The sequence below is a fragment of the Pseudomonas sp. P4_C4 genome, assembly GCF_056402055.1.
Map to the genome: position 1 here is coordinate 1 of NZ_JBFUID010000045.1, position 16923 is coordinate 16923.

At 59.6% G+C, this 16923-nt stretch carries 19 protein-coding genes; all 19 read right to left on the reverse strand.

Going from position 1 to position 16923, the window contains the following annotated elements; all coding sequences use genetic code 11:
- Positions 1–91: 91 nt before the first annotated feature.
- Complete coding sequence (gene der / locus AC1DXW_RS21615) at positions 92–1561, reverse strand: ribosome biogenesis GTPase Der (RefSeq protein WP_218429453.1); 1470 nt, start codon at positions 1559–1561, stop codon at positions 92–94.
- Positions 1562–1782: 221 nt separating this feature from the next.
- Positions 1783–2934, reverse strand: a complete 1152-nt coding sequence (bamB, locus tag AC1DXW_RS21620; protein ID WP_477754693.1) for an outer membrane protein assembly factor BamB — start codon at positions 2932–2934, stop codon at positions 1783–1785.
- Positions 2927–3568, reverse strand: coding sequence for a YfgM family protein (locus AC1DXW_RS21625; RefSeq protein WP_477754694.1), 642 nt, complete (start codon positions 3566–3568; stop codon positions 2927–2929). The genes bamB and AC1DXW_RS21625 overlap by 8 nt, the downstream gene beginning before the upstream one ends.
- Positions 3569–3609: 41 nt before the next feature.
- Complete coding sequence (gene hisS / locus AC1DXW_RS21630) at positions 3610–4899, reverse strand: histidine--tRNA ligase (protein WP_477754695.1); 1290 nt, start codon at positions 4897–4899, stop codon at positions 3610–3612.
- Positions 4900–4936: 37 nt separating this feature from the next.
- A complete protein-coding gene (gene ispG / locus AC1DXW_RS21635; RefSeq protein ID WP_003185136.1) occupies positions 4937–6046 on the reverse strand; it encodes a flavodoxin-dependent (E)-4-hydroxy-3-methylbut-2-enyl-diphosphate synthase in 1110 nt (369 codons plus the stop codon).
- Positions 6047–6049: 3 nt separating this feature from the next.
- Positions 6050–7057, reverse strand: coding sequence for a RodZ domain-containing protein (locus AC1DXW_RS21640; RefSeq protein ID WP_477754696.1), 1008 nt, complete (start codon positions 7055–7057; stop codon positions 6050–6052).
- Positions 7057–7815, reverse strand: coding sequence for a type IV pilus biogenesis/stability protein PilW (gene pilW / locus AC1DXW_RS21645; RefSeq protein WP_477754697.1), 759 nt, complete (start codon positions 7813–7815; stop codon positions 7057–7059). Before pilW ends, AC1DXW_RS21640 begins: the two co-directional genes overlap by 1 nt.
- Before the next feature lie 16 nt (positions 7816–7831).
- Positions 7832–8974 carry a dual-specificity RNA methyltransferase RlmN gene (gene rlmN, locus AC1DXW_RS21650; protein WP_477754698.1) on the reverse strand — a complete coding sequence of 381 codons (1143 nt, stop codon included), beginning with the start codon at positions 8972–8974 and terminating at the stop codon, positions 7832–7834.
- 28 nt (positions 8975–9002) lie between these two features.
- Positions 9003–9428 carry a nucleoside-diphosphate kinase gene (gene ndk, locus AC1DXW_RS21655; protein ID WP_007903599.1) on the reverse strand — a complete coding sequence of 142 codons (426 nt, stop codon included), beginning with the start codon at positions 9426–9428 and terminating at the stop codon, positions 9003–9005.
- 92 nt (positions 9429–9520) lie between these two features.
- Positions 9521–9721 carry a Fe-S cluster assembly protein IscX gene (gene iscX, locus AC1DXW_RS21660; protein ID WP_477754699.1) on the reverse strand — a complete coding sequence of 67 codons (201 nt, stop codon included), beginning with the start codon at positions 9719–9721 and terminating at the stop codon, positions 9521–9523.
- A gap of 14 nt (positions 9722–9735) precedes the next feature.
- Positions 9736–10077: an ISC system 2Fe-2S type ferredoxin gene (gene fdx, locus AC1DXW_RS21665; protein WP_108228044.1), complete on the reverse strand. Its 342-nt coding sequence runs from the start codon at positions 10075–10077 to the stop codon at positions 9736–9738.
- A 2-nt stretch (positions 10078–10079) separates the two neighbouring features.
- Positions 10080–11942, reverse strand: coding sequence for a Fe-S protein assembly chaperone HscA (hscA, locus tag AC1DXW_RS21670; RefSeq protein WP_477754700.1), 1863 nt, complete (start codon positions 11940–11942; stop codon positions 10080–10082).
- A gap of 51 nt (positions 11943–11993) precedes the next feature.
- Positions 11994–12515, reverse strand: a complete 522-nt coding sequence (gene hscB / locus AC1DXW_RS21675) for a co-chaperone HscB (protein ID WP_477754701.1) — start codon at positions 12513–12515, stop codon at positions 11994–11996.
- 8 nt (positions 12516–12523) lie between these two features.
- Positions 12524–12847: an iron-sulfur cluster assembly protein IscA gene (gene iscA, locus AC1DXW_RS21680; protein ID WP_003227904.1), complete on the reverse strand. Its 324-nt coding sequence runs from the start codon at positions 12845–12847 to the stop codon at positions 12524–12526.
- 34 nt (positions 12848–12881) lie between these two features.
- Positions 12882–13268: a Fe-S cluster assembly scaffold IscU gene (gene iscU, locus AC1DXW_RS21685; RefSeq protein ID WP_007974006.1), complete on the reverse strand. Its 387-nt coding sequence runs from the start codon at positions 13266–13268 to the stop codon at positions 12882–12884.
- Positions 13269–13369: 101 nt separating this feature from the next.
- On the reverse strand, positions 13370–14584 hold the full coding sequence (locus AC1DXW_RS21690; protein ID WP_477760434.1) for an IscS subfamily cysteine desulfurase: 1215 nt from the start codon (positions 14582–14584) through the stop codon (positions 13370–13372).
- A 50-nt stretch (positions 14585–14634) separates the two neighbouring features.
- The gene (gene iscR, locus AC1DXW_RS21695; protein ID WP_003227911.1) at positions 14635–15126 is read right to left on the reverse strand and encodes a Fe-S cluster assembly transcriptional regulator IscR; all 492 of its coding nucleotides are present in this window, start codon (positions 15124–15126) and stop codon (positions 14635–14637) included.
- 238 nt (positions 15127–15364) lie between these two features.
- Positions 15365–16141, reverse strand: coding sequence for a serine O-acetyltransferase (cysE, locus tag AC1DXW_RS21700; RefSeq protein WP_102670196.1), 777 nt, complete (start codon positions 16139–16141; stop codon positions 15365–15367).
- A 2-nt stretch (positions 16142–16143) separates the two neighbouring features.
- Positions 16144–16914, reverse strand: a complete 771-nt coding sequence (trmJ, locus tag AC1DXW_RS21705) for a tRNA (cytosine(32)/uridine(32)-2'-O)-methyltransferase TrmJ (RefSeq protein WP_008053257.1) — start codon at positions 16912–16914, stop codon at positions 16144–16146.
- Positions 16915–16923 lie beyond the last annotated feature (9 nt).

Consider the following 16923-nt stretch of genomic DNA (forward strand, 5'->3'; position numbering starts at 1 on the left):
GGCTGCGATCTTTTGATCTTGTCTTTAAAGCAAAATCAAAAGATCGCAGCCTGCGGCAGCTCCTACAAAAGCACGCCCCAGAACGCTCGAATCAGCGCTTGTCGCGGCGCTTCTTGTCGGCTTTCTTGTGGTGCGACATCAAACGACGCTTCTTGTTGACCTGACGGTCGGTGAGCGTGTTCTTGTTGCCTTCGTACGGGTTCTCGCCACCCTTGAACTCGATGCGGATCGGCGTACCGACCAGCTTCAGGACACGACGGTAAGTGTTTTCCAGGTAACGAACGTAAGACTTCGGCACCTTCTCGATCTGATTGCCGTGAATCACGATGATCGGCGGGTTCGCACCACCCAAGTGGGCGTAACGCAGCTTGATCCGGCGGTTGTTGACCATCGGAGGGGCGTGCTCACCGACCGCATCTTCCAGGATCTGGGTCAGGCGGTTGGTCGGCCAGCGGGTTACTGCGGATTTGAACGAGTTCTGTACCGAGGCGTAGAGGTTGCCCACGCCGGTGCCGTGCAGTGCCGAGATAAAGTGAATATCGGCAAACTCGACGAAGAACAGGCGACGCTGCAACTCGATCTTGACGAAGTCGCGCTCGCTCGGCGTCATGCCGTCCCACTTGTTGATCGCGATGACCAATGCACGACCGGCCTCGAGGGCAAAGCCCAGCAGGTTGAGGTCGTGGTCCACCACGCCTTCGCGGGCGTCCATCACGAAGATCACCACGTTGGCGTCTTTGATCGCTTGCAGGGTTTTGACCACGGAGAACTTTTCGACCTCTTCGTGGATCTTGCCGCGCTTGCGCACACCGGCGGTGTCGATCAGCGTGTACTTCTCGTCGTTACGCTCGAACGGGATGTAGATACTGTCACGGGTGGTGCCGGGTTGGTCGTAGACGATTACCCGGTCTTCCCCGAGCATGCGGTTGACCAGGGTCGACTTGCCGACGTTCGGACGGCCGATGATCGCGATCTTGATCCCGTCTTTTTCGCTTGGGCCAGGAATGCGCTTGGCTTCCTCGCCTTCGGCGACGTCTTCTTCCTCGCCTTCTTCCGGCTCTTCTTCGTCTTTCGGGAATTCGCTCAGGGCGATTTCCAGCATCTGAGTAATGCCACGACCATGAGCGCCAGCGATCGGGATCGCGTGTCCCATGCCCAACGGAGCGAATTCGGCGCGGGCCATTTCAGGGTCGATGTTGTCGACCTTGTTGGCAACCACGTAGGAACGCTTGTTACGTTTGCGCAAATGCTCGGCGATCATCTGGTCGGCGGCGGTAAAACCGGCCTTGGCATCTACCAGGAACAGCACGACATCCGCTTCTTCAATGGCCAGCAGCGATTGCTCGGCCATTTTTTCGTCCATACCGTGCTCGTCACCGGAGATACCACCGGTGTCGACCAGAATGTAGGAACGCCCTTGCCACTTGGCCTCACCGTACTGGCGATCACGGGTCAGACCGGACAAGTCGCCGACGATGGCATCACGAGTCCTGGTCAGGCGGTTGAACAAGGTGGACTTGCCGACGTTTGGTCGGCCCACCAAGGCGATTACGGGAACCATGCGGCTCTCCACTTCGTTATTTCAGAAAATACAAAAGCCGCTGCGAGGCAGCGGCTGGTGCTCGGGGCAACACTGTGTAGGAGCGAGCTTGCTCGCGATAAACGCAACAGCACCGCGTTTATTCAGGTAGCAAACGTAATCGTTGGCGTCCATCGCGAGCAAGCTCGCTCCTACAAAAGTGAAGCTGCCTGGGGGTGTTAACCCCAAGCATAGTCAAACCTTTACTTGATGGTCAGGGCTTCCAGTTTGCCGCTGTTGCCATATACATAAATCGTGTCACCCATCACCAGCGGACGGGCACGCAGGCCGTCGCTGTCGATGCGCTCGCGGCCGACGAAACGACCGTCCACCTGACTCAGCAGGTGCAGGTAACCTTCCAGGTCACCGACTGCAACGTAGCTGGAGAACACTTCCGGGGCCGACAGTTGACGACGGGCCAGCGAATCGTTGCTCCACAAGGCTGTGGTGGAACGCTCGTCGACGCCTTCAACGGTGCCCGAAGACAGGCTCACATAAACGGTACCGAAACCCTGGGCGACACCGGCGTAGCTGGAAGCATCACGCTGCCAGAGCTGACGGCCGCTTTGCAGGTCCAGAGCGGCAACGCGCCCCTGATAGCTGGCGACATACAGCGTCTCGCCCGACAGCAGCAAGCCACCGTCGATATCGACCACACGCTCCAGCTCCGAACGACCTTGCGGGATCGCTACGCGCTGTTCCCACACCGGTACGCCGTTGGTGATATCCACGGCAACCACTTTACCGGTCGACAGGCCAGCCACCGCGAGGCGGTTGGTCACGATCGGCGCACTGGTGCCACGCAGGGTCAGTACCGCAGGGGTGCTGTCATAGATCCAGCGACGGTTACCGGTAGAGGCATCCAGGCCGATCAGGCGATCGTCCTGGGTCTGAACCACCACAACGTCACCGTTGTTGGCTGGCGGTGCCAGTACTTCGCTGGACACGCGAGCGCGCCACTTCTCTTCACCGTTGATGGCGTCCAGGGCAACGATTTCACCCTTGAGCGTACCGATGGTGACCAGACCGTAACCTACGCCAACGGCGCCGGAGACAGGCAGCTCGAGATCTTTCTTCCATTTGACGTCGCCGGTGTTGCGGTCCATCGCCATCAACACGCCAGTGACGTCGGCGGCATAGATGGTATCGCCATCGATGGCCGGAACCAGCATGTTGTAGGTTTCGCCCTGACCGTCACCGATCGAACGACTCCACTGCTTGTGCAGAACCACTTCTTCCTTGAAGTCGACCAGTTCGGCCGGAGGCAGTTCTTTTTTGCTGTTGCTGCTGCAACCCGCGGCCAACAAGGCCAGAGCCAGCAATGCTGCATGTTTCCAACGAATCACGTCACGCATCCCCTTTGGCCAGGTCGTCCAGCTTGATTTGCAGGCCACCGACCGCCGCTTCATCCGACAGAGCCGCCTTGGCTTTTTGATACGCCGCGCTCGCCTCATCGGTACGCCCCAACTGCACCAGCAGGTCGCCCTTGAGCTCTTCGCGAGTGGCCAGGAATGCCTTGTCGGCATCGCCGTCGAGCAACTTCAGTGCTTCGTCTGGCTTGTTCTGCGCACCGAGCACCTGGGCCAGACGCTGACGGGCGATTTCGCCCAGCGCCGGGTTGGCCGGCTTGGCGACGATGGCTTTGAGCTCGCTGGCCGCGTCGTCCAGCTTGCCGCTGTCGACCGCAACCTTGGCCACGAACAGGCTGCCGTACTGCGCGTAGGCACTGCCGCCGAACTCGCTGTTGAGCTTGCCGGCCAGGTCCGAAACACGGGCCGCATCAGGCTTGCCATCAGGCGTCAACGTGGTTTCGAGCAATTGCTGATAGAGAATCGAGGCGCCTTGCGACTGATTGCTCTGATACTTGTGGAACGCCTGCCAGCCGAACACGATGACCAGCGCCAACAGGCCGCCAGTGACCAGGGGCTTACCGTTGCGTGACCACCATTCCTTCAATTCCGCCACATGTTCGTCTTCGGTACTCGACACCCCAATACTCCTTAATCGCTAATTCGGCTGTTTAGACAGCTTCAACCCTGCACGACGCAGGTGGCCAGGTGTGCTGCAAGCGCATCCCAGGCAATGCTTTGTTGTTCGCCCTGGCCACGCAGGGGCTTGAAACCTACCACTTGCTGGGCCATTTCGTCGTCACCGAGGATCAGCGCATACAGCGCACCGCTCTTGTCGGCCTTCTTGAACTGGCTTTTGAAACTGCCGGCGCCGGCATTCACTTGCAGGCGCAGGTTGGGCAACTGGTCACGAACGCGCTCCGCCAGGATCAGCCCGGCGAGCTCGGCGGCTTCACCGAAGGCGCAGAGGTAGACGTCGACCTGACGGGAGATCTCTTGCGGGATCTGCTCCAGGGTTTCCAGCAACAGCACCAGGCGTTCGATGCCCATGGCAAAGCCAACGCCGGCGGTCGGCTTGCCGCCCATCTGCTCCACCAGACCGTCGTAACGGCCACCGGCACACACGGTGCCCTGGGCGCCGAGCTTGTCGGTGACCCACTCGAAAACGGTCTTGCTGTAGTAATCCAGCCCGCGAACCAGCTTCGGGTTGATCACGTAAGGAATGCCGGCGGCGTCCAGGCGAGCCTTGAGGCCCTCGAAATGCACGCGGGATTCTTCGTCGAGGTAGTCGGCCATTTTCGGTGCATCGACCAATACCGCCTGGGTGTCGGCATTCTTGGTATCAAGAACCCGCAGCGGGTTGGTCTTCAGGCGGCGCTGGCTGTCTTCGTCCAGCTTGTCCAGATGCCGGGACAGGAACTCGACCAGTGCTTCGCGATAACGACCACGGGATTCGCTGGTGCCCAGGCTGTTGAGCTCGAGCTTGACCGCATCGCGGATGCCCAGTTCGCCCCACAGGCGCCAGGTCAGCACGATCAGCTCGGCGTCGATGTCCGGACCGTCGAGGTTGAACACTTCGACACCGATCTGGTGGAACTGGCGATAACGGCCTTTCTGCGGACGCTCGTGGCGGAACATCGGGCCGATGTACCAGAGTTTCTGCACCTGGCCACCACCGGTGATGCCGTGCTCCAGCACTGCGCGCACACAGGCCGCCGTGCCTTCAGGGCGCAGGGTCAGGGAGTCGCCGTTGCGGTCGTCGAAGGTGTACATCTCTTTTTCGACGATGTCGGTCACTTCACCGATGGAACGCTTGAACAGTTCGGTGAACTCGACGATCGGCATGCGGATCTGCTTGTAACCGTAGTTATCCAGCAGGCGCGAAACGGTGCCTTCGAAATGACGCCACAGGGGGGTCTGCTCGGGCAGGATGTCGTTCATGCCACGAATGGCTTGCAGAGACTTGCTCACTTTAAATCCTTAAATTCGTTCGGCTCTTCAGTCAGGTTCAGCCGCGCGCAATAACGGCAGCGTCAGCTTCGACCTTTTCGGCCGCTTTCTGGCGGATCAAGCGTTCAAGCTCATCCACCAGATTGTCATTCGTCAGTTTCTGCGACGGCTTGCCGTCGATGTAAATCAGGTTCGGCGTACCGCCGGTCAAGCCGATATGGGCTTCCTTGGCTTCGCCCGGGCCGTTGACCACGCAACCGATGACCGCGACATCCAGCGGCACCAGCAAATCTTCGAGGCGCCCTTCCAGCTCGTTCATGGTCTTGACCACATCGAAATTCTGCCGCGAGCAGCTCGGGCAGGCGATGAAGTTGATGCCACGGGAACGCAGGTGCAGGGACTTGAGAATGTCGTAGCCGACTTTCACTTCCTCGACCGGGTCGGCCGCCAGCGAGATGCGGATAGTATCGCCAATCCCTTCGGCGAGCAGCATACCGAGGCCCACGGCAGATTTCACCGTGCCGGAACGCAAACCACCGGCTTCAGTGATGCCCAGGTGCAGCGGCTGGACGATTTCCTTGGCCAGCAGGCGGTAGGCTTCGACGGCCATGAACACGTCGGACGCTTTCACGCTGACCTTGAAATCCTGGAAGTTCAGGCGTTCAAGGTGCTCGACGTGACGCAAGGCAGACTCGACCAGCGCAGCCGGGGTCGGCTCGCCGTATTTCTTTTGCAGGTCTTTTTCCAGGGAGCCGGCGTTCACACCGATACGGATCGGGATCCCGCGGTCACGGGCGGCATCCACCACCGCACGCACGCGGTCTTCGCGACCGATGTTGCCCGGGTTGATCCGCAGGCAATCGACACCCAGTTCGGCTACGCGCAAAGCGATCCGGTAATCGAAGTGAATGTCGGCAACCAGGGGCACCTTGACCAGCTGCTTGATCTTGCCGAAGGCTTCGGCAGCGTCCATGTCCGGTACGGAGACCCGCACGATATCGACGCCGGCCGCTTCCAGGCGATTGATTTGCGCGACAGTGGCCGCGACATCGTTGGTGTCGCTGTTGGTCATGCTCTGCACAGCGATAGGTGCATCGCCGCCAACAGGCACGTTACCGACCCAGATCTTGCGGGATTCGCGACGTTTGATTGGAGATTCGCCGTGCATGACTTATTGACCCAACTTCAGGCGAGCAGTCTCGCCACTGGTGAACGGAGCGACATCAACCGGCTGGCCGTTGTAGCTGACCTGAGCGCCGCGGGCAAAGCCCAGACGCACGGTAAACGGTGGTTTACCATTGACTGCCAGGCCGGCGCCTTTGCGCTTGAGACCGCTGAACAGTACCTTGCCACTACCGTCGGTCACTTGTGTCCAGCAATCGGCGGTGAACTGCACCTGAACCTGGCCTTGACCGGCCACTGGCGCGGTTACCGCTGGAGCAGGAGCGCTCGGGGCTGCCGGAACAGTCGCGACCGGGGCAGCAGGCGCTGCCGGGGCGGGAGTTGACGGAGTCGCTGGTGCTGCGACAACTGGCGCTGAATTGTGAGCAGGCGCGGCTGGAGTGGCCTGCACCGCCGGTGCAGTCGCCTGAGCTTCTGCCGGAGTGTCGGCCTGTGGCAGTGCGAGGACGGTTCCGCCTTCGGTCTGACCTTCCACGACAGCCTGGTCTTCCGGCTCGTCCAGTGGATGAATCTGCGTAGTACCGTCGGCGCCTTCGACTTCAACGTGTTCCGGAACCAGCCCGATCAGGTCCTTGGTACGCATCGAGGTCTGATCCTGCCACCAGACGAAACCGCCACCGATCACCGCGATCAGCAACAGCAGGCTGACGATTCGCAGGATGGTGTGGGAGACCCGGACCGGTTCTTCGATACGACCCAGACTGTGAACACTGCTGCCCTGGGAGTCGGTACCGGTGGATTGATCGAATTGCTGGACCAGTACGGCCTGGTCCATGCCGAGCAATTTGGCATAGGCGCGAATGTAACCACGGGCAAAAGTATGCCCGGGCAGCTTGTCGAAAGCGCCGGCTTCCAGATTGCTCAAGGAAGTGGGGGTGAGGTTGAGCTTGAGGGCCACTTCGGCCAGCGACCAGCCATTGCTTTCGCGGGCCTGGCGCAAAGTCTCACCGGGGTTTACGCGATTCGCTGCTACAACTTCGGGATGCGCCGCTTTCATCATTGCTCCGACAGGTATTGCTGATATTCCGGTGTACCGGGATAGAGTCTTTTTAGTTGCAGGCCGGCACTTGCGGCCTTGTCGCGGTCGTCAAACACTTTTGCCAGCCGAACGCCGAGCAATAGACTACGTGCATTTTGTTCAGTGAGCTGGCTAAAACGGTCGTAATAGTCACGCGCGGGCACATAATGCCTGTCTTCGTAAGACAACTCAGCCATTTCCAGCAATGCACGAGGTTGTTGGCGGTTCAGGCGCAGGGCTTTTTCCAGTTGCTGCTGGGCCAAATCGCGCTGACCGAGCATCGCAGCGGTCATGCCCAGGTTCTCGAACACCCGCGAACGCTCAGGATACAGGGTATCGGCTGCGGCTTGTTCAAAGCGCTCGTAGGCTTCCTTGTAACGCTTCTGCTCGAACAGAAAACTGCCGTAATTATTGAGGATTCGCGCATCGGCGGGACGGGAAGACAGCGCCTTGCGGAAATGCTCATCGGCAAGTTCCGGTTCCATCTCGGCCTGGAACACCAGCCCCAGCGCCGCGTTGGCATCAGGGTCGGAGCCATCCAGTTCCAGCGCTTTTTTCAACGGGACCTTGGCGCGCTCGGTCATCCCCTGCTGCAAATACCCGATACCCAGCTGAACGTACGCCTCACGCGCTTCATCGCGGCCCTTGCTGGTCTTCATCGGGCTGTAGTCGCCCGAAAGCACGCAGCCAGCACACAGGCTGGCCAACAGCAAAAGCAGCGCAAAGCGCAGGGACATAGAGTTCCTCTCTTGGTTATTTCGCGGCGTCTTGCGCTACATCGTTGTCGGCGTTGAGTTCACGCACGGCGATATAACGTTCGCTGCGACGGGTGCGATCCAGCACCTGCCCTACCAATTGACCACAGGCGGCGTCGATGTCCTCACCACGGGTGGTGCGGACGGTGACATTGAAACCTGCATGGTGAAGCTGATCCTGAAAACGACGAATCGCATTATTGCTCGGACGCTCGTAACCGGAATGCGGGAACGGGTTGAACGGGATCAGGTTGATCTTGCACGGGATGTTCTTGAGCAGCTCGATCATTTCCACCGCGTGCTCGACCTTGTCATTGATATCTTTGAGCAAGGTGTACTCGATGGTCAGCACGCGCTTTTCGCCGAGATTCGACATGTAGCGCTGGCACGACTCGAGCAGCATCTTAAGCGGATACTTCTTGTTGATCGGCACCAATTGGTTACGCAATGCGTCATTCGGTGCGTGCAGGGACAACGCCAGGGAGACGTCGATGTGCTTGGAGAGCTCATCGATCATCGGCACCACGCCGGAGGTCGACAGGGTCACACGGCGCTTGGAAATGCCGTAGCCCAGGTCGTCCATCATCAAATGCATGGCCGCGACGACGTTGTCGAAGTTCAGCAGCGGCTCACCCATGCCCATCATCACCACGTTGGTGATGGCACGGTCGACGGTTGCCGGGACGCTGCCAAAGGATTTGTTGGCAATCCACACCTGACCGATGACTTCGGCGGCGGTGAGGTTGCTGTTGAAGCCTTGCTTGCCGGTGGAGCAGAAACTGCAATCCAGGGCACAGCCTGCCTGGGACGAAACGCACAAGGTGCCGCGCTTGCCCTGGGGAATGTACACGGTCTCGACGCAGCTGCCGGACGCCACGCGCACCACCCATTTACGGGTGCCGTCGGTGGAAATGTCCTCGCTGACCACTTCAGGACCGCGAACTTCAGCAATCACCTTGAGCTTGTCGCGCAAGGCCTTGCTGACGTTCGTCATGGCGTCGAAATCATCGACGCCAAGGTGGTGAATCCATTTCATTACCTGACCGGCACGGAAACGCTTCTCCCCGATTGAGTCGAAGAATTTTTCCATTTCCTGTTGAGTCAGACCCAGCAGGTTGGTTTTTACAGTCGATGTAGTCATGGATTCACCTTCACTCTTAAGCCAATGCTTAGCGAGTGGTTACTTCAGTAGCTGCGAAGAAGTACGAGATTTCGCGAGCGGCAGCGGCTTCGGAGTCCGAACCGTGCACAGCGTTGGCGTCGATGGAATCAGCGAAGTCAGCGCGGATGGTGCCGGCAGCAGCTTCTTTAGGGTTGGTAGCGCCCATCAGCTCACGGTTCAGAGCGATAGCGTTTTCGCCTTCCAGAACCTGAACGACAACCGGACCGGAGATCATGAAAGCAACCAGGTCGTTGAAGAAACCACGAGCGCTGTGCTCAGCGTAGAAGCCTTCAGCTTCAGCTTTGGACAGTTGCTTCAGTTTCGAAGCTACAACGCGCAGGCCAGCTTTTTCGAAACGAGTGGTGATCTCGCCGATAACGTTTTTTGCAACAGCGTCAGGCTTGATGATGGAGAAAGTACGTTGAACAGCCATGGTGTAACTCCAGAAACGGTAATTTACGAAAAATTAAACCCGCGAATTATACGCGGGTTCTTGGGTATTGCCTAACTGCGTACGGTACAGACTCAGTCTGCTTCTTCGATCCAGGCGGCCTGAATGGCTTCAAGCACCTTCTCGCCACCGCGGGTCGGATCATCGCTGAACTCCGGCAATGCCAGCACCCATTGGTGCAGATCGACGAAATTCACGTAACGCGGATCCACATCGGACTTGCTTTCAGCCAGCTGGATCGCAATTTCCAGAACATCAGTCCACTTGAGACTCATGACAGCTCCTTGAATCAGTGCGGCGCTTCGGCTGCGTGGTTGACCGAGTACTTCGGAATTTCGACGGTCAGGTCTTCAGTCCCGACTTTCGCCTGACAGCCCAGACGCGACTGAGCCTCCAGCCCCCAGGCCCTATCAAGATAGTCTTCCTCCAGCTCGTCGGCCTCTTCCAGCGAATCGAAACCCTCGCGGATGATGCAGTGGCAAGTGGTGCAGGCGCAGACACCGCCACAGGCACTTTCCATCTCGATATGGTGCTCATGGGCCAGCTCGAGGATGGACGTACCGGTCTCAGCCTCTACAACCATGCCTTCAGGGCAGAACTTCTCGTGTGGCAGAAAAATGACCTGCGGCATCGTTATTCCTCAATCTCATTCAGGTTGCGCCCCGCCAGCGCGGCTTTCACCGTCGAGTCCAGGCGGCGGGCAGCAAAGGCGTCGGTCACTTGCGACAGACGCTTGGTCTGCTGCTCGATAGCATAACCATCGGTACCTTTCATCAGTTCGGTCAGTTCCTGCACCTGCATGTCGATGACCAGGCGCTCTTCGGCGTCGAGCAAGCGCTCGCCATCCGCCTCCAGAGCAGCCTGCACCGCCTCGATCAGGCGCTGGGCGTCGACCTGCTGCTCGCGCAATACGCGGGCAACCTTGTCGTCATTGGCGTGCTGGAACGAATCCTTGAGCATTTTGGCGATTTCGCCGTCGGTCAGACCGTAGGACGGCTTGACCTGGATGCTGGCCTCGACGCCCGAACCCAGTTCGCGGGCGGAAACACTGAGCAGACCGTCGGCATCGACCTGGAAGGTCACGCGAATCTTCGCCGCGCCAGCCACCATCGCCGGAATCCCGCGCAACTCGAAGCGTGCCAGGGAGCGGCAGTCGCTGATCAGCTCACGCTCGCCCTGCAATACGTGGATGGCCATGGCCGACTGGCCGTCTTTATAAGTGGTGAAGTCCTGGGCGCGGGCGACAGGGATGGTGGTGTTGCGCGGAATCACCTTCTCCATCAGGCCGCCCATGGTTTCCAGCCCCAGGGACAACGGAATCACGTCGAGCAGCAGCAATTCGCTGCCATCACGCTTGTTACCGGCCAACGTATCGGCCTGGATCGCAGCGCCAATCGCTACCACTTGATCCGGATCGATTTCTGTCAGCGGCTCACGGCCGAAGGCTTCGGCGACGGCGTCACGAACGCGAGGAACGCGAGTCGAACCACCCACCATGACCACGGCATGCACGTCTTCCAGCTCGATACCGGAATCACGAACAGCGCGGCGGCAGGCCTTCAGGCTGCGGGCAACCATCGGCTCGATCAGCGCATTGAAGGCTTCACGAGTGAGTTCAGCCTTCCAGTCGCCATAAGCGACTTCGACGCTCGCAGAGTTGGTCAGCGCTTCTTTTGCCGCACAAGCAGTCTGCAGCAGGTTGCGTTGCACGCCCGGGTCGAGATCGGCGGACAGGCCAGCGCTCTCGATGATCCAGCCAGCGATCGCGTGGTCAAAGTCGTCGCCGCCCAGGGCGCTGTCGCCGCCGGTAGCCAGGACTTCGAAGACACCGCCGGTCAGGCGCAGAATCGAAATATCGAAGGTGCCGCCGCCCAGGTCATAAATCGCGACCAGGCCTTCGGCGTGCTGGTCCAGACCGTAAGCCACGGCTGCCGCGGTCGGCTCATTGAGCAAGCGCAGCACGTTCAGACCGGCCAGCTTGGCCGCATCCTTGGTGGCTTGACGCTGAGCGTCGTCGAAATAGGCCGGAACGGTGATCACCGCGCCCACCAGTTCGCCGCCCAAGGTCGCTTCGGCGCGTTGACGCAGGACCTTGAGGATATCGGCGGAGACTTCGACCGGGCTTTTCGGGCCCTGGATCGTGTCGATGAACGGCATGTGCGACTCGCCGCCGACAAAGCGGTACGGCAACTGATCGCCCAACTGCTTGACGTCGGACAGACCACGACCCATCAAGCGCTTGACCGACAGCACGGTGTTCAACGGATCGGTGGCGGCGGCCAGCTTGGCGGATTCGCCAACCTCGACGCGATCGGCGTGGTAGCGCACGGCAGACGGCAGGATGACCCGCCCTTCTGCGTCGGCAAGAGGCTCGGAAAGACCACTGCGCAATGCAGCGACCAGCGAATTGGTAGTGCCCAAGTCGATCCCCACAGCCAGACGACGCTGGTGCGGTTGAGGACTTTGGCCGGGTTCGGCGATCTGCAGTAGGGCCATCGTTATCAGGACTTATCTGTATATCAGGCGTGCGACCGGAGCGGCACTGGGTTAATCGTCGAGGCGCTCTTCTAACTGGCGCACTTCGTAGGTGAGCTTGTCGAGAAACTGCATGCGCCGCATCAGGCGCTCGGCCTGTTCACGTTGCGCTGCATCATTCCAGCAAGCCGCGAAGCTTTGGTTCAGTACATCCTGAGCGGTTTTCAAGCGACGCTTGAACGCTGCAACACCGGCCAAATCGGCACTGTCTTGCAGGTCTTCGAGCTCTTCACGCAACTCCATCTGCTGCAGAAGAAACTCCGGATCATGCACCGTGACCTCCAGCGGCAGCTCGCCACCATTCAAGGCGAGCAGGTAACGCGCGCGCTTGGGTGGACTCTTGAGCGTCTGGTAGGCCTCGTTGAGGCTCGCGGATTGCTCTAGCGCCAACCGCTGCTCGCGCTCGGAAGCGTCAGCAAAGCGGTCCGGATGAACGCCGCGCGCCAACTCTCGGTAGCGCGTAGCCAGCTGATCGAGGTCCAGATTGAAACTCGGTTGCAGCTCGAATAAAGCGAAATGACAAGGAGTACCCACGACAAGCCTCAGATGTTGAAGCTTTCGCCGCAGCCACATTCACCGCGCACGTTGGGGTTGTTGAACTTGAAGCCTTCGTTCAACCCTTCCTTGACGAAATCGAGCTCGGTGCCGTCCAGGTAGGCCAGGCTTTTCGGGTCGATGATCACTTTTTCGCCGTGACTTTCGAACACCTGGTCCTCTGCAACCACCTCGTCGACAAACTCCAGCACGTAGGCAAGGCCGGAACAGCCTGTGGTGCGAACACCCAGACGAATCCCTTCACCTTTGCCGCGCCCGTCGAGGGAGCGCCGCACGTGTCGAGCAGCCGCTTCTGTCATGCTGATAGCCATCGGTGACTCCTTACTCGTCGCCAAAACTCGAAAATCAGATCAAGCCTTTCTTCTGCTTGTAATCGCGAACAGCCGCCTTGATGGCGTCTTCAGCGAGTACCGAGCAGTGGATTTTCACTGGCGGCAGGGCCAGTTCTTCAGCCAGCTGGGTGTTCTTGATGGTTTCCGCTTCGTCCAGGGTCTTGCCCTTCATCCACTCGGTGGCGAGGGAGCTGGAAGCGATTGCCGAACCGCAACCGTAGGTCTTGAACTTGGCATCTTCGATGATGCCGGCGTCGTTGACCTTGATCTGCAGGCGCATCACGTCGCCGCACGCCGGAGCGCCGACCATGCCGGTGCCGACATCAGGGTCTTCCGCGTCCATCTTGCCGACGTTGCGCGGGTTTTCGTAGTGGTCGATGACCTTTTCGCTGTAAGCCATGATTCTCAATCCTCACTCATCAGGGCCGCTCTTGAGACCCTGCAGTTGCGCTGCGTGTACCGCCGCGCTGCTACAGGACCTGTATCCGGCGGCTTCTATAGTTAGTGTGCCGCCCACTCGATCTTCGAGATATCGACGCCGTCTTTGTACATGTCCCACAGCGGCGACAGAGCGCGCAGCTTGGTTACGGCCTCGCAGACTTTCTGCGCGGCGTAGTCGATTTCTTCTTCGGTGGTGAAGCGGCCGAAGGTGAAGCGGATCGAGCTGTGTGCCAGTTCGTCGTTGCGGCCCAGGGCCCGCAGTACGTACGAAGGCTCAAGGGACGCCGAGGTGCAGGCCGAACCGGACGAAACCGCCAGATCCTTGAGCGCCATGATCAGCGACTCGCCTTCAACGTAGTTGAAACTCAGGTTCAGGTTGTGCGGAACGCGGGCGGTCATGCTGCCGTTGACGTACAGCTCTTCCAGGTGCTCGACCTGCTTGTAGAAGCGGTCGCTCAACGCCTTGATGCGTGCGTTCTCGGCAGCCATGTCTTCCTTGGCTACGCGGAAAGCTTCGCCCATGCCGACGATCTGGTGGGTCGCCAGGGTGCCGGAACGCATGCCGCGCTCATGACCACCACCGTGCATGGTCGCTTCGATACGTACGCGCGGCTTGCGGCTTACGTACAGGGCGCCGATACCTTTAGGACCGTAGGTCTTGTGGGCGGAGAACGACATCATGTCGACTTTCAGCTTCGAAAGGTCGATCTCGACCTTGCCAGTGGACTGAGCGGCGTCGACGTGGAACAGGATGCCCTTGGAGCGGAGCAGTTCGCCGATCGCTGCGATGTCGTTGACGGTGCCGATTTCGTTATTCACGTGCATGACCGAAACCAGGATGGTGTCGTCGCGCAGTTCGGCTTCGATCATCTCCGGGGTCACCAGGCCATCGGTGCGAGGCTCGATGTAGGTCACTTCGAAGCCTTCACGCTCCAGTTGGCGCATGGTGTCCAGGACAGCCTTGTGCTCAATCTTGGTGGTGATCAGGTGCTTGCCCTTGGTGGCATAGAAATGCGCCGCACCCTTGATTGCCAGGTTGTCGGATTCGGTGGCACCGGAGGTCCAGACGATTTCACGCGGGTCGGCGTTGACCAGGTCAGCGACCTGACGACGGGCGTTTTCGACGGACTCTTCGGCTTTCCAGCCGAACACGTGGGAACGGGACGCCGGGTTACCGAAGTTTCCGTCGACCAGCAGGCATTCACTCATTTTTTGCGCAACACGCGGATCAACCGGGGTGGTCGCAGAGTAATCAAGGTAAATCGGCAATTTCATGGACTATCTCCTAAATCAGGCTGGCTGGCGTGCCGCTAGCTCTTCGGCTGTCATTCGACGGCGGACGCTTCAATCTTGTCCAGGCGTGGCGCCTTGCTGTTGCAACGGCGCTGGTCCTGACGCTGGGCTACTTCTTGCACCTCACGGCGAGTCACAAGGTCAGCCAAGCTGATACCGCTCAGAAATTCGTGAATCTGCAGGCTCAGATCGCACCACAAGTGGTGAGTCAGGCAAGTGTCGCCGGAATGGCAATCACCCTGCCCCTGGCATTTGGTTGCATCGACCGATTCGTTCACCGCATCGATCACCTGGGCGACCTGGATGCCCTGCATGTCGCGGGACAATTGGTAGCCACCGCCCGGACCGCGCACGCTGGACACCAGATTGCTGCGGCGCAATTTGGCGAAAAGCTGTTCGAGGTAGGACAGGGAGATGCCTTGGCGCTCGGAGATATCGGCCAGGGACACGGGCCCGTGCTGCGCGTGCAATGCCAGATCGAGCATGGCGGTCACGGCGTATCGGCCTTTTGTAGTCAGTCGCATGGACAATTACCACGGAGTTCGGAATGAGGCGAGTATGCAATTCCCGAGTATTTAAGTCAACTATAAGACCTAGTGCTTTAGTCAGGTTTACCCGCAAAAGAGCGGCAGCATCATAGCAAAGGCTGGCTGAGAACAGCCAGTAATACCGAGTTATCGTTCATCGCGGGCAAGCTCGCTCCTACAGGGGAACGCATTTCAAATGTAGGAGTGAGCCTGCTCGCGATAAGGTCAACTCGGTCTAGCTAGCCTGACTCTGATCCTTGTCCTTCACACAGGCAAAGTCCTCTTCGCGCAGCTCAGGCAGATCTTTCGCACAGTAATTGCTGCCCAGGTCCTTCAGCGCCCCGCACATCCCCTCCAGGCGCCCATCGACCGCCTGCAAGTGATCGAGCAGCTGACCAATGGCACGCGCCACCGGGTCGGGCATGTCTTCGCTGAGGCCGTAGGCATCAAAACCGATCTTCTCGGCCATGGCCTTGCGCTTGGCGTCCTGCTCGACATCGGACTTGACGATGATCCGCCCCGGAATACCCACCACAGTGGCACCCGGCGGCACTTCCTTGGTCACTACAGCATTGGAACCCACCTTGGCCCCGGCACCGACAGTGAACGGGCCGAGCACCTTCGCGCCCGCCCCGACAACTACGCCATCACCCAAGGTCGGGTGACGCTTACCCTTGTTCCAGCTGGTGCCGCCCAGGGTTACGCCCTGGTAAATAGTGACATCATCGCCGATCTCGGCGGTTTCACCGATAACGATGCCCATGCCATGGTCAATGAAGAAGCGACGCCCCACCTTGGCCCCCGGATGGATCTCGATCCCGGTCAACCAGCGACCGAAGTTCGACACCAGCCGCGCCAGCCATTTCAGGTCCGCGCGCCACAGCATCGCCGACAAACGGTGAATCCAGATGGCGTGCATGCCGGGGTAGCAGGTCAGGACTTCAAAAGCGTTACGCGCCGCCGGGTCTCGGTGGAATACGCTCTGGATATCTTCACGCAAACGCTCGAACATCATTAATCCTTCCGCTTAAGGAGCTCGCCACGGGCCGCTTTCTGGGTTTCCGTGAGGATGCCACGCAAAATATTCATTTCCGCCCGGCTGACCGAGCTGCGTCCGTACAACCGGCGCAGGCGCGCCATCAAGTGCCGTGGCTTTTCCGGATCGAGGAATTCGATGGCCACCAGGGTCTGCTCCAGGTGCTCATAGAATCGTTCCAGCTCGTCCATGGTCGCAAGCTCAGCGCTTTTGACCGAAGCCACTTCTTCCTTCTCGACCTTGCTCGGCTGACCTTGGGCCGCCAGCCAGGACATGCGCACTTCATAACCCAACACCTGCACCGCCGCCCCAAGGTTCAGCGAGCTGAACTCAGGGTCTGATGGGATGTGCACGTGATAATGACATCGCTGCAGCTCTTCGTTGGTCAGGCCGGAGTCTTCACGACCGAACACCAGGGCAATCTCCGCACCCTGCCCGGCTTCCTCGACCACCTTCGTTCCGCATTCGCGGGGGTCGAGCAACGGCCAGGGAATACGCCGATCGCGGGCACTGGTACCCAGCACCAGGTTGCAGCCGACCAAGGCATCTTCCAAGGTGGCGACGACTTGCGCGTTTTCAAGGATGTCCCCGGCACCGGAGGCACGGGCATCGGCCTCGTGATGCGGGAACACACGAGGCTCGACCAGCACCAGCCGCGACAGCCCCATGTTCTTCATGGCACGCGCAGCCCCGCCGATATTGCCCGGATGGCTGGTATTGACCAGGACGACACGAATGTTTTGCAGCAAGGGAGGCGC